Here is a 12670-nt window from a genome sequence, read left to right on the forward strand (position 1 = left end):
TAGCTCGTTAATTATTCAAGGTCACTAAAAAGGCAATGACGTCTTCAATCTCTTGGCCACTCAATATGGTTTGGCCAGCAAATTTAGAGGCAACCCGGTTGAGATTACTGGTTTGGTAATAAGACGGCATGATGGTTTGAGGATTGAAGTGTGCTGCATTCACAATACGCGCCCTCAGTTGTGGTGCATTTAATCGCGCTACGCTTGCTTTGAGCTCTGGAGCCAAGTTACCTTGAAAGCGCTCCTCCGGAAAGGGGCCGCTATGACACAGCAAACACAAGCCTGTTTGACGGCTTGCCACAATACCTCGACCACGCACCGGATCACCGGGCTCAACAGAAAGGGATTCGATAATCGAATCCCCTTTGATAACTTGAGCCTGTGCAACCTGGAGATTGAGGATGACTAGCAAAGATACTGCTAGTGCAATCCTCTTTCTCATGGACACAATTTCAATGAGTCAACTCTTAAACCAGCTTAATACCGCTGTTTTTCAGAGGGACCGTGCGCAGGCGTTTGCCAGTTGCACGATAAATAGCATTGAGAACCGCTGGTGCAGCTACCGCAATCGTTGGCTCACCTACACCACCCCAGTCCTTGCCGCCACCTTGAATGATGATGGTTTCAACTTTAGGCATTTGTGAGAGGCGGATTGAATTGAAGGTGTCAAAGTTCTTCTGAACAACAGCACCCTTTTCAATTGTGATCTCTTCTTCAAATAATGCAGACAAGCCATACACGAATGAACCAGATACCTGACGAGCTACTTGTGCAGGGTTCACTACATAGCCTGGGTCAGTAGCAGCAACAATGCGATGAATCTTCACTTCGTTGCCATTGGTCACTGAAAGCTCACAGGCAGCAGCTACATAACTACCAAATGAGCGCATTTGAGCAACACCACGGAATACACCTGGTTTAGCAGGAGTATTCCAACCAATGCCATCAGCTACAGCGTTCAGTACCGCTACCGCACGAGGATACTTCTCCATATGCTTACGACGAAACTCGACCGCATCGACCCCAATAGCTTCTGCCATCTCATCCATGAAGGTTTCAATAAAAATCGCATTTTGGTTCACGTTCACGCCACGCCAGAATCCTGGGGGCACGGTTGTGTTGCGCATCGCATAATCAATATTGAGATTCGGGAAGCTGTAGGTAATACCATGCTCACCAGTCGGATCCACACCTTGGAATGCTAACGGATCCTTACCTTTATTTGCCGCCACAACAGCTGGACGTACAGCAGCCAAAATGGATTGACCAGATAAACGCATATTTACCGCTGTCACGTTCTTCTTGTCGTCGATAGAAGCGGTCATCTTACACATCATTACCGGATGGTAACGGCCTTGCGTCATATCTTCTTCGCGTGTCCAAATTAACTTAATCGGTGTGCCTGGCATTTGCTTGGCAATATTCACCGCTTGCGTTGTGTAATCTTGGAAAGCGCCGCGGCGACCAAAGCCACCACCCAAGTTCACTTTGTACACATTGCATTTATCAGCAGGCAGTCCAGATGCAGCAATAACCGCAGCAAGTGAGGCTTCGCCATCCTGAGTTGGTACCCATGCCTCACATGAATCTGCCGTCCATTTGGCAGTAGCGGTTTGTGGCTCTAGGGTTGCATGATTCAAGAATGGGTAGAAGTAAGTTGCCTCCAATGTTTTGGATGCACTAGACATAGCTGCTTTTACATCACCATTGGTGTTGTGAGCAAATGCATCGTTCGCAGTTAGACCCTCTTCCAACATCTTCTTGATGCCGGCACTAGAGAGCTCTCCATTTGAACCGTTATCCCAAACAATATTGACTTGGTCTAAAGCGGTTTTAGCTTGCCAGAAAGTATCCGCAACAACTGCTACCGCGGTGTCGCCAACCTGCACAACTTTCTTAACACCCTTCATGCTTTGGGCTTTAGTTGCATCGTAAGTCTTTACTTTGCCGCCAAATACTGGGGATTCCTTGATATTGGCCACCAACATGCCTGGCATCTTTAAATCGATTGCATAGACCTGTTTACCAGTAACCTTGTCAGCCACTCCGTCAATACGATTCACTGACTTACCAATGAGCTTCCACTCTTTTGGATCTTTCAACGGCACATCTTTTGGCACCTCTAACTGTGATGCAGCAACAGATACTTTACCGAAAGTCGTTTTCTTGCCAGAAGGTGTGTGCGTGATGACACTGTCTTTTGCAACGCACTCTGCAGCTGGAACATTCCATTGATTGGCAGCAGCCTGAATCAACATCATGCGTGCTGCAGCGCCGCCTTTGCGAACATATTGCTCGGAAGTACGAATACCGCGGCTACCACCAGTTGAGTAACTTCCCCAAACTTTGTTGCGCTTTAAATTCTCACCAGGAGATGGATAGTCGTAAGACACCTTCTTCCAATCGCATTGCAATTCCTCAGCAACCATCTGTGCCAAGCCAGTAATAGTGCCTTGACCCATTTCAGAGCGAACAATACGCACGACAACATCATCATTTGGCTTCACCACAACCCACACACCAATTTCTGGGGTGGCTAATGGAGTCATTGCGGTAGTACCAGTACCCATAGCAGCATGAGCAGTAGACATAAAGGAAAGATCAAAGCCAATTGCTAGTCCAGTGGCAATTGCACTAGAACCAATAACAAAGTGGCGGCGGGAAGTATTTGTATTTCTAGTCATGTGTTTTCCCCTTAAGCCTTGCTTACAGCATGAATAGCTGCACGTACTTCTTGGAAAGTACCGCAACGGCAGATATTGGTAATAGCCGCATCGATTTGTGCATCTGTTGGCTTCGGTGTGTTGCGCAACAAAGCTGTAGTTGCCATCACCATGCCAGATTGACAGTAACCGCACTGAGGCACTTGGTTATCAACCCAAGCTTTTTGTACTTTAGATAATTGACCATTCTTTTCTAAGCTTTCAATGGTCTCAATTTTTTTACCTTCTACAGCAGCAACCGGGATAGAGCAGCTACGGACAGCCTGACCTTCGAATAGAACTGTACAAGCACCGCATGCGCCAATACCGCAACCATATTTAGTGCCAGTTAATCCAATTTGTTCGCGGATTACCCAAAGCAATGGGGTCTCTGGATCTACATCTAGCTTGTACTTTTTGCCATTCACATTTAGTTCGGCCATGCGTGCTCTCCTGTTAACTCTTTTATCGTTCTTGGGGCATTAAAAATACCCCTCCTTTTATTACGTTCATCTTAACCAAGAATTGATTTATTGCTTTGCAACATAAATTATTGAGCAGTAAGATCAAGACATGATCTCTGGCCTTGTACAAATCCTGCTCTTTCAAAGTCTTGGAGAGCTTGTCTCTAAGTTTCTACTGCCGACACTACCTGGACCAGTCATTGGGCTAGTTCTTCTGGTTCTTTGGCTAGTTTTGCGCAAGGGGATTAATTCCGACTTGGCAATGGTTGCCGACGGCTTCAGCCAATACCTTGGCCTGCTCTTTGTCCCAGCGGCCGTTGGTGTTGTGCTATTTCTGCCTCAATTGCAAGCCAATGCTCTTGCCATTATTAGCGCCCTGATCGGTAGCGTCATACTCACTATCGCCTCCAGTGCTTTTGTTGCACGCCTCCTGAGCAAGAAAGAATCTCATGAGTGAAAAGCACTCCATAGTCGAGATATGGGTCTACCTATCTGGGAGCCCGCTGTTTGCCCTATTCATTACGCTAGCCGCTTATCAAATTGGGCTAGCCATTTACAAGGCAACCCATCAGAATCCGCTAGCCAATCCAGTGGCTATAGCCATTCTGATTGTGGCGAGCATGATTCAATTTATTGAAATGCCCTACTCAACCTATTTTGAGGGTGCGCAATTTATTCACTTCCTATTGGGTTCGGCGACCGTTTCTTTGGCAATACCTATTTATCGAGGCCTAAGCAGTCTTAAAGGGAGATCTATTCCTTTAATTGCGTCGCTGTGTACTGGCGGCTTAGTGTCGATCATTAGCGCAGTGGGCATTGCTACCCTACTTGGGGCAGACTCCAGTATTACTGGAGCTATGTATCCCAAATCAGTCACCGCACCGATTGCCATGGGAATAGCAGAGCGTATTGGTGTCTCACCCACCCTCACCGCCATCTTTGCAGTGAGCACCGGAATCCTAGGTGCAATCTTGGCACCCTTTGTTCTCAATGCATTGGGTATGAAGGCCTGGTGGCAAAGAGGATTTGCTATTGGCATTGGGGCACACGGCATTGGCACATCACGAGCCTTTAGCATTCATCCTGAAGCCGGAACCTATGCCAGCCTAGCCATGGGAATGAACGGCGTAGTGAGCGCCGTTGCTATCCCTGTGATTTATCACTTATTTAATAAGTGATAGTTTGTTTGCTTGATTTCTTTGCTTTATTTCTTTGTTGATCTGATTATTTAATCTGCATAGCGACATCAATCGCTTCGCCTAGAACACTGCAGAGAAATTGCACCTCTTCTGGCGTAGAGATAAATGGAGGGCCTACAGCAATCGCATCACCGGCCACTCGGACTAATGCGCCCTTTTCGATGCAAGCCTCTAGGACTTTCATAGAGCGCAGACCTGGCTTACCCGGCACAGGATCTAACTCAACGGCACCTGACAAACCAAAATTACGGATGTCCAAAATACCGGACTTACCTTTTAGCGCATGCAATCCATCCTCAAGCACTGGCTCAAGAGCGCGCGCACGATTAACCAAGTCATCAGATTCAAAAATATCTAACACTGCATGACCAGCAGCCGCAGGTATTGGATGACCCGAGTAGGTATAGCCGTGGAAGAATTCAATGGACTGCTCTTGGCCACCATTAGTGATGATGCTGTCGTAAATATCGCCACGCACAATCACACCACCCATCGGAATGACGCCATTCGTAATTCCCTTCGCAAAGGTAATCATGTCAGGCGTTACACCAAAACGATCGGCGCCAAAGTTGGCACCCAAGCGACCAAAGCCAGTAATCACCTCATCAAAGATCAATAAGATGCCGTGCTTAGTACAGATCTCACGAATCTTTTGCAGGTAACCATCCGGCGGAACGATGACGCCTGTAGAGCCTTGCACTGGCTCCATAATGACTGCGGCAATCGTATTGGCATCATGCAATGTGACAATTTTTTCAAGCTCTTCAGCCAAATGAGCGCCCCACTTTGGCTGCCCTCTTGAGAAAGCCATTTGCGATAGATTGAGCGTGTGCGGTAAATGATCTACGCCCGGCATCATCATGCTGGCAAACATTTTGCGATTGGCAACCATGCCACCCACTGATATGCCCGCAATACCAACGCCGTGATATGCGCGATCTCGCCCAATCAAGCGAGTACGAGATGCATTGCCCATGACACGGTGATAGCCAATTGCAATTTTTAATGCGGTATCTACGGCTTCTGAACCAGAGTTAGTGAAAAAGACTTTGTCCAATCCGGCTGGCGCCATTTTTGCAATACGGGCCGCTAAGCTAAATGCCGTTTCACTCGCCATCTGAAACGCCGGGCAATAATCCATGGTTTCAAATTGTTTTTGGATGGCTGCACCAATACGCGGATCAGCATGCCCTAATGGGGAGCACCAGAGCCCTGATAGACCATCAAACAGCTTACGCCCATGATCGTCATAGTAGTAAGCTCCTTTGGCGGACTGCATGATCTTCGGATGATGCTGAAAATAGCGATTAGGAGTGAAAGGCAGCCAATAGGCTGACATATCAATGCCGCCACCGGAGTTGTTGATTGTTGTCATTTGTCTCTCTACTTGATCTTTGTAATCTAGATTCTCAATTTCTACTACTATATAACTTATCTAAGCACAGGACACTAATATGAATAACCCCAAAACAATTCTTCTTGGCATCTTTGGTCTTTTGACGGCATTTAGCTCCGCCTTTGCTGCCCCTGAAACGGATTGGCCAAAAAAGCCGATTGTTGCGATCGTGTCGTTTCCTGCTGGCGGCTCTACCGATATCTTTGCACGCAGTGTTACTGCCCCGCTATCAGAAGCCCTTGGGCAATCCATCGTTGTCGAGAACAAACCTGGTGCCGGCGGGATGATTGGTTTAGGAGCGGCCGCAAAAGCAGCTCCCGATGGTTACACCATTCATATCAGCGCCATGACAAATCAATCGATTTCTTCGGCATTATTTAAAAATCCTCCAGCTGATCTACAAAAGGACTTTGCTCCGGTTGCGTTAATTGGAACAGTTCCCCACTTAATCGTCATTAACCCAAACGTACCCGCCAAGAATCTTCCTGAGCTAATTGCATTTATTAAATCTAAAAAGGGTGACTTTAACTATGCATCTCAAGGTAATGGCAGTCTCTCTCATTTAGAGTCAACCTTATTCATGCAGCGTATCGGTGCAACCGGAACACATATCCCCTACAAGGGAAGCAGCTTCGCATTACCTGACCTCATCGCCGGCAATACGCTCATGATGTTTGATAGCGTGACCGCTTCATTACCCCACATTCAGAGTGGCAAACTTCGTCCGATTGCGATTGCTGCAGCAGAACGTTCACCGCTCATGCCAAATGTTCCTACGCTCGGGCAAGATGGCATGAAGCAATTTGATGTCGAAAATTTTTATGCAGTGTACGTACCCAAAGGCACACCTCCAGCCGTAATCGCAAAGCTTGAAAGGGAGATCCGGAAAATTTTGACAAATCCTGACTTCAAAGCCCGGATGGCAACTCAAGGCATACATCCCCAGTTCGCAAACTCTGAACAGTTATCTCAAATTACTGCTAGTGAGGCTGCTAAATGGGAGAAGGTAGTAAAGTCAGCGAATATTAAAGTCGATTAAAAGCAAATAAACCTTATGTTGATATCCCCTCCCTTTGGTGGTGGCCGCGCCCCTGTTCTAGCTCGAAATACAGTAGCTAGCTCGCAACCTCTTGCCACGCAAGCTGGAATTGAAGTTTTACAAAACGGTGGTAATGCGGTTGATGCTGCGTTGGCAACTGCCATTACCCTTACCGTTGTCGAACCTACGATGAATGGCTTAGGTGGTGATGGGTTTGCCATTCTGTGGGACGGCACGAAACTCCATGGCTTAAATGCTTCTGGTCGTGCTCCTGCGGCATGGAAGCCAGAGTATTTTGCCGGTAAATCAGCGATGGATTTAATCGGTTGGAATACGGTCACGGTTCCAGGCATGGTCGCGGGCTGGATTGACTTGTCTCGAAAGTTTGGAAAGTTACCGTTTGCTCAATTATTCAAACGCGCGATTGATTACGCTGAAAATGGATTTCCGGTATCTCCGGTGATTGCACGTCAATGGCGTGAAGCAATTCCGATTCTGAAAAATCAGCCAGGCTTTTCTGAGTCATTCTTGATTGAAGGCAAATCACCACAGGCAGGTCAAATCTGGAAATACCCCGCACAAGCCAAAACCCTAAAAGAAATTGCGGCTACAGAAGGCGAATCCTTTTATAAAGGTCCACTCGCTCAGAGCATGGTCGACTTTGCACAAGCCACCGGTGGTTGCTTCACTATGCAAGACTTTGCTGACAACCAATCAGAATGGGTTGAGCCCCTCGCCTTTGACTACGGCGACTACACCCTCCATGAAATTCCCCCGAATGGCTCGGGTATAGCAGCCCAAATTGCTTTAGGTATTTTGCAAGCAGCGAACGTCAAGCAATACCCCGCTAACTCTGCACAGCGCATCCATTTACAGATTGAAGCGATGCGCATGGCGTTTGCCGATGTGTATGCCTACGTCTCTGATGCGCGCTCAATGGAAATGCCGGTTACTAGCTTGTTAGATAGAGACTACCTGGCAAGTCGCGCTGCCATGATTGATCACCATCAGGCCGGAAGCTATGGTGCTGGTGACCCGCACTCTGGTGGCACAGTGTATTTATGCGCTGCCGATGAATCCGGCATGATGATTTCATATATTCAATCGAACTTTAAAGGCTTTGGCTCTGGCGTAGTTGCACCAGGTGGTATTGCTTTCCATAATCGCGGCATGAGTTTCAGATTAGAAGATGGGCACCCTAATCAAGTGGCGCCAGGGAAGCGTCCATTCCATACAATTCTTCCAGCATTCCTGACCAAAGACGGCAAGCCCACGATGGCATTTGGCGTGATGGGTGGCAATATGCAACCTCAGGGTCATATCCAGTTTGTGATGCGCTTTGTTGATGAATATCTCAACCCTCAAGCTTGTTCAGATGCGCCCCGCTGGCGTATTGATGATTTAGGCAAGCTCACGGTTGAAGCCTCAATGCCAGCAAGTGTTGTTGAAGGCTTGAAAGCTCTAGGTCATGAAGTAGCGGTGCAGCCTGCTAATAGCTTAGATTTTGGTAGCGCACAAGCAATTGCCAAGTTAAGCGAAGATGCAGATTCAGCCTTTATTGCTGGTAGCGATCATCGAAGAGATGGATTGGCTGCTGGCTTCTAAATAAACTACTTAGAAGTTGGCAAGCAGTTCATATAGAAGCGCTTGATCTCTTGATCGCAACTCACATCTCTAGGTTCAATTGGTCTTTGTAGAGAAATGCCTTCGATCGTTTTACAACGACTGAGTGCTACATAGACCTGCCCTGAGGCAAAAGCACCTGATGAGAGATCAACCTTCACCTTATCCAAGGTCTTGCCCTGACTCTTGTGAATAGTTACTGCCCAAGCAAGCATTAGCGGAATCTGCACGTAAGTGCCGATGATGCTCGGAGAGATCTTTCCTGACATCATGTCGTGATCATAGCGATAGGATTCCCACTGATGACCTGTCACTTCAACGGTATTAGAGTAAGGGCCGTTTTGCACCATGACCTTGACCTTATCTGGCAGCATCTCACGCACGACTCCAATCGTGCCATTGACCCAGCGCTTTGGAAAGCCCGGATCTGTTGCTGTAAACATCACCTTAGCACCGACCTTGAGTACCAAACTATTTGGTGACGGTAGATTACGCTCATCGACATTAAATTTTCCAGTCGATTTACCGGCATATACCTTACCCTCGGTGGTGATGGCTCGCAGCCCAGCTCCATTGATTTGATCAGCGCGGGCATTTGTCGTGGTGAGAGTAATAGTCTGCTCATCAACTGGCTCATCTTTACGATAGCACTGCGCATTAAGGATATCAATTGCCTCATCAACATCTTGATTAATCCGAATGCGGTTGAGTAGACCGGCAAAGTGTTCATCTTTTTGTCGAAATATTTTAGAGAGCTCGACCATCGTGACATCTTTACGATGCAATGCCATGGCACAGAAGAAATAAGGTCCCTCGTATCCACGATCAGCCAGCACTTGCATATCGCTACTCGAGACTACCGGAGGTAGCTGAAACAAATCCCCCACAAACATCACCTGAATACCACCAAAAGGCTGGCCTTTTTGCGGACCGTTCTCGCGTAGAAACAGATCCATCGCATCAACTACATCAGCACGCACCATGGAGATCTCATCAATGATGAGTAGACGAATATCTTTATAGAGACGCTTGTCACGGAGAGGTTTGATGTCTTCCTCCGGGAAGATAAGTCGCGGGGGCAATCTAAAGAAGGAGTGAATCGTCACACCTTTGACTTGTAATGCAGCAACCCCTGTAGGGGCAACCACCACCACATTACCTGAAATAGCCTCACGCAGATAACCAATTAAAGTGGTTTTACCGGTGCCTGCTTTACCACTAACGAAAATATATGGATCGTGTCGCTCAATAGCCTCAATCACCGCTTCGTAATCGGGCGTGATTTCTATATCGGAGGATTGCGGGATTGGGGTAGACATCCCCTATTGTTTCACGGCATCAGCTACGCACCGAAATCCGATGTAAACCACAGCGATATCGCCTGGTTTTGATTCAACATCAGACTCTTGCTGTCTTTCGGGGCCATACCACCATGAAGCGCCACGAGTAAGGTAGCCACCATTGCGCTCAGTTGCAGTCCATTCCCAGACATTGCCGCCCATGTCATACATGCCATTGACGCCAGGCTTAGTAGTGTTGGTCGTCACATGCCCAGTGCCGCGATTCAATGCCCCTGCTGGAGCCAAACCTTTGTAGTCACCACAACCACTTAGGCAGTGTGAAGGAATTGGATTAGCACCTCCAGGAAACGGGTATCGCTGGCCCTTGGTATAGCCTGCTGGGGGATTACTTCTTTGCTCCAGAAAAGCAGCGCTTGTCCATTCCGCATCTGTAGGCAAACGTTTACCGTAATAACGACAAATCGCTTCTGCTTCTTTTTGATTTAGATGAACTGCTGGCTCAGCATCTTTTGCAGGTACACCATAAGGCGTTTTCCAGGTCCATCCTGGTTTTTGAACAAAACCGCCTTCATACGATAGACCGCCGCCCTTCTTCTCTGCGGCACTAACAAAGCCAGTCGAGGTGGCATATGTTTTGACATCGGCAATAGTCATCTCGGTTTGATCCCAGGCGAGATTACCAACTTGGGCCGTAGGAATGGATGATTTTGGAGCACCCTGACTTGGAGATGACCTTAGCATGAAGTACGCAGCAATGGCTGTGAGCAGCAGACCAAATAGGACGGTAGAGAAATCGAATTTTTTCATTAGATATAGATGGCTGCACGGTGATTTACTAGATTGGAAGATTCTAATCAAATCCAAAGGTTCTAGCTTGAGCGCTTACATGAATTCTGCTGGCCTATTTGACTTCAGGCATCGCCTGCCTCGGCCAGGTCGGCCTTATTGGTCCAGGGACTTTACTTTGACGATTTCACCGTCTGGATTGTGGTGGCACTGCATCACTTTTAAAGCTCTTGCTTCTTGCAGCTCCTCTAACGTCAATTTGGTCCAAAGCACATCTTTCTCAATTGAGGGCAGTCGAACACCGCTGCGGCGTCTTTCTACCTTAAATCTCCAAATGTCTTGTAGAGCCCAGATTATTAAGACACAACACAAGGCGGCGCCAAACGGAGCTGTGTACTCAAAGAAAGTGACAAACTTTCTCCAGCCACCATAAACAATCCAATCCTGATAAGCAAGGTTGATACCAAAATACCAGGCAAGTGAAGTAAATAAAACTTTCCAGAAATACAACCAGATACCCCAGCCAACTGCATTTGTCAGCAAAGAAACCACGAGCTCTGACTTGGAGTGGTGTTTCACCTTCGAGTAAATCAAGGAGCGATCCTCAGGTAGGGTGACCTGAATGTTCTTAAGTCTTCTCACTGCAGCCCCCTATCCGGACTGATCCAGCGGCCGCGAATCTTTCCCCTTCTAATAATCGCCCTCGGAAATGCAATGACTGTTGTCATCATCGAGAGGATCCAGAATGCAATTGGATACCAAATAGTAAAGCCGTAATTACGCCAAATTTTCTCGTCGTATCGTGAATCGATCCACATCGCAATACCAATTTGAATCATCGAGGTCACTGCAATTAGCAATCCAGACCACTCTGGAATAAGTCCATGTATCTGCAAATACTCTGGCAGCGGAATAATGAAATGCAATAGGTAAATAAAAACAGTAGCTAACATCGAAAATGACCAAAACAAACTCAGTGCATATTCAAAGAAGATTGGCCACATCCTTCGGCTTCTCCAACTACCCCAGATTCCTGAAAATTTCACAATAGCTTGTGCGCCACCGGTTGCCCAGCGAAGCCTCTGGCTCCACAGCCCTTTAATAGTTTCTGGCATCAAAATCCAGCAGGTTGCCGCAGGCTCAAAGCGCACCTCCCAGTGTCGCAGCTGCAGCTTCCAACTGATATCAATATCTTCTGTGAGCGTTTCGTGTGACCAGAATCCCACATCTTCTAGGGCAGACTTACGAAACATGGCACATACGCCAGATACGGTAAATAAACGCCCATAAGTTCTTTGGGCTCTCTTAATTAAACCAATAATGGATGAAAACTCACCGACCTGAATTTTTCCCAATAGCGATGAGCGAGTTCGAATTCGTGGGTTACCCGTAACCGCCCCGACTCGACTACTCCTGAGAAAGTGACTCATCATCCAACGTGCGGCATTGTGATCTAACAAAGAATCACCATCAATACACAGCAAGAACTCTGCGTCAGTTAACAAAGCTGCTGTTGTTAACCCTACCGCCTTACCTTCGTTTTCAGCATGATGAATAACGCGAAGATTAGAATTGCTCAAGGCCATGCGATCAAGAATCTCAGCAGTAGCATCTCCACTGCAGTCGTTGACTGCAATTACTTCAAAGTTTGGATAATCCTGATTGAGAAGATTTTGAATTGTTTCTTCAGCACAATCTTCTTCATTGTAAAAAGGAGCAATTAATGCAATCTTGGGGTAAGAGCTTAATTGCGGGAGATTGTGGGGATTGGAGTACTTTCTTTCATAGCGGAACCAGTAGAACAGGCTGCCACTGATCCATACCCAACTCATAAAGAGCGGATACAGAAAACAAAATCCGTAAATGAAGGAGCTAAAAGCTTCAAACATGCTCACGCTATCTTGACCCGCAAGCAAAAAGAAGTGAATTTTTTAGGTGAATAATGGGCATGAAAAACCAACAAATGACGCCCATGAAAGGCACAAGAATTAACTATAGGAATCCATATTAACACCTTGAATCAATTTAATTTTTCGATCCATCTTGAAAGTGTCTTTAAGCCCTTAAAATGGGGAATATTGCCCCAAATTATCAGAGGAGTCTGGCTATAAAGCCTGTATTCTTAAACTACATTCACGCACCCTTAAATAAATAGAACAA

At 46.9% G+C, this 12670-nt stretch carries 12 protein-coding genes; 4 read left to right on the plus strand and 8 right to left on the minus strand.

Going from position 1 to position 12670, the window contains the following annotated elements:
* Nucleotides 1-7: 7 nt before the first annotated feature.
* Genes soxX through ICN10_RS00415 form a run of 3 tightly spaced genes read right to left on the minus strand, consistent with a single transcriptional unit; the run spans nt 8 to nt 3145 of the window.
* Entirely contained in the window at nt 8-442 is a 435-nt protein-coding gene (soxX, locus tag ICN10_RS00405) for a sulfur oxidation c-type cytochrome SoxX (protein ID WP_216211183.1), read from the minus strand.
* A 25-nt stretch (nt 443-467) separates the two neighbouring features.
* Nucleotides 468-2684: a molybdopterin cofactor-binding domain-containing protein gene (locus ICN10_RS00410; protein ID WP_216211185.1), complete on the minus strand. Its 2217-nt coding sequence runs from the start codon at nt 2682-2684 to the stop codon at nt 468-470.
* A gap of 11 nt (nt 2685-2695) precedes the next feature.
* Nucleotides 2696-3145 carry a (2Fe-2S)-binding protein gene (locus tag ICN10_RS00415; RefSeq protein ID WP_216211189.1) on the minus strand — a complete coding sequence of 150 codons (450 nt, stop codon included), beginning with the start codon at nt 3143-3145 and terminating at the stop codon, nt 2696-2698.
* Between the two features lie 130 nt (nt 3146-3275).
* On the opposite strand from ICN10_RS00415, the gene ICN10_RS00420 reads away from it, so the two are divergent.
* Entirely contained in the window at nt 3276-3623 is a 348-nt protein-coding gene (locus ICN10_RS00420; RefSeq protein WP_216211192.1) for a CidA/LrgA family protein, read from the plus strand.
* Nucleotides 3616-4344, plus strand: coding sequence for an LrgB family protein (locus tag ICN10_RS00425; RefSeq protein ID WP_068323247.1), 729 nt, complete (start codon nt 3616-3618; stop codon nt 4342-4344). Before ICN10_RS00420 ends, ICN10_RS00425 begins: the two co-directional genes overlap by 8 nt.
* A 46-nt stretch (nt 4345-4390) precedes the next feature.
* Here the strand turns inward: ICN10_RS00425 and ICN10_RS00430 are convergent, their stop codons facing one another.
* Nucleotides 4391-5740: an aspartate aminotransferase family protein gene (locus tag ICN10_RS00430; RefSeq protein WP_216211195.1), complete on the minus strand. Its 1350-nt coding sequence runs from the start codon at nt 5738-5740 to the stop codon at nt 4391-4393.
* 79 nt (nt 5741-5819) lie between these two features.
* Here ICN10_RS00430 and ICN10_RS00435 point away from each other — a divergent pair, with 79 nt between their 5' ends.
* On the plus strand, nt 5820-6800 hold the full coding sequence (locus tag ICN10_RS00435; RefSeq protein ID WP_216211198.1) for a tripartite tricarboxylate transporter substrate binding protein: 981 nt from the start codon (nt 5820-5822) through the stop codon (nt 6798-6800).
* A gap of 15 nt (nt 6801-6815) precedes the next feature.
* Complete coding sequence (locus ICN10_RS00440; RefSeq protein ID WP_216211201.1) at nt 6816-8405, plus strand: gamma-glutamyltransferase family protein; 1590 nt, start codon at nt 6816-6818, stop codon at nt 8403-8405.
* Between the two features lie 5 nt (nt 8406-8410).
* Here ICN10_RS00440 and ICN10_RS10165 read toward each other — a convergent pair whose 3' ends face one another.
* From ICN10_RS10165 to pgaC, 4 genes are all read right to left on the minus strand, one after another.
* Nucleotides 8411-9742 carry an ATP-dependent RecD-like DNA helicase gene (locus tag ICN10_RS10165; protein ID WP_216211204.1) on the minus strand — a complete coding sequence of 444 codons (1332 nt, stop codon included), beginning with the start codon at nt 9740-9742 and terminating at the stop codon, nt 8411-8413.
* A 3-nt stretch (nt 9743-9745) separates the two neighbouring features.
* Entirely contained in the window at nt 9746-10531 is a 786-nt protein-coding gene (locus tag ICN10_RS00450; RefSeq protein WP_216211207.1) for an SUMF1/EgtB/PvdO family nonheme iron enzyme, read from the minus strand.
* Between the two features lie 135 nt (nt 10532-10666).
* The gene (gene pgaD / locus ICN10_RS00455; RefSeq protein ID WP_216211211.1) at nt 10667-11152 is read right to left on the minus strand and encodes a poly-beta-1,6-N-acetyl-D-glucosamine biosynthesis protein PgaD; all 486 of its coding nucleotides are present in this window, start codon (nt 11150-11152) and stop codon (nt 10667-10669) included.
* Nucleotides 11149-12399, minus strand: coding sequence for a poly-beta-1,6-N-acetyl-D-glucosamine synthase (gene pgaC, locus ICN10_RS00460; RefSeq protein ID WP_216211213.1), 1251 nt, complete (start codon nt 12397-12399; stop codon nt 11149-11151). Before pgaC ends, pgaD begins: the two co-directional genes overlap by 4 nt.
* Between the last annotated feature and the right edge of the window lie 271 nt (nt 12400-12670).

The sequence above is a fragment of the Polynucleobacter sp. 86C-FISCH genome (assembly GCF_018882415.1).
Lineage (GTDB): Bacteria > Pseudomonadota > Gammaproteobacteria > Burkholderiales > Burkholderiaceae > Polynucleobacter.

What these genes read in the sequence shown, in the direction of transcription:
- soxX (WP_216211183.1), bottom strand. Translation starts at nt 442, where the DNA reads ATGAGAAAGAGGATTGCACTAGCAGTATCTTTGCTAGTCATCCTCAAT.
- ICN10_RS00410 (WP_216211185.1), bottom strand. Translation starts at nt 2,684, where the DNA reads ATGACTAGAAATACAAATACTTCCCGCCGCCACTTTGTTATTGGTTCT.
- ICN10_RS00415 (WP_216211189.1), bottom strand. Translation starts at nt 3,145, where the DNA reads ATGGCCGAACTAAATGTGAATGGCAAAAAGTACAAGCTAGATGTAGAT.
- ICN10_RS00420 (WP_216211192.1), top strand. Translation starts at nt 3,276, where the DNA reads ATGATCTCTGGCCTTGTACAAATCCTGCTCTTTCAAAGTCTTGGAGAG.
- ICN10_RS00425 (WP_068323247.1), top strand. Translation starts at nt 3,616, where the DNA reads ATGAGTGAAAAGCACTCCATAGTCGAGATATGGGTCTACCTATCTGGG.
- ICN10_RS00430 (WP_216211195.1), bottom strand. Translation starts at nt 5,740, where the DNA reads ATGACAACAATCAACAACTCCGGTGGCGGCATTGATATGTCAGCCTAT.
- ICN10_RS00435 (WP_216211198.1), top strand. Translation starts at nt 5,820, where the DNA reads ATGAATAACCCCAAAACAATTCTTCTTGGCATCTTTGGTCTTTTGACG.
- ICN10_RS00440 (WP_216211201.1), top strand. Translation starts at nt 6,816, where the DNA reads ATGTTGATATCCCCTCCCTTTGGTGGTGGCCGCGCCCCTGTTCTAGCT.
- ICN10_RS10165 (WP_216211204.1), bottom strand. Translation starts at nt 9,742, where the DNA reads ATGTCTACCCCAATCCCGCAATCCTCCGATATAGAAATCACGCCCGAT.
- ICN10_RS00450 (WP_216211207.1), bottom strand. Translation starts at nt 10,531, where the DNA reads ATGAAAAAATTCGATTTCTCTACCGTCCTATTTGGTCTGCTGCTCACA.
- pgaC (WP_216211213.1), bottom strand. Translation starts at nt 12,399, where the DNA reads ATGTTTGAAGCTTTTAGCTCCTTCATTTACGGATTTTGTTTTCTGTAT.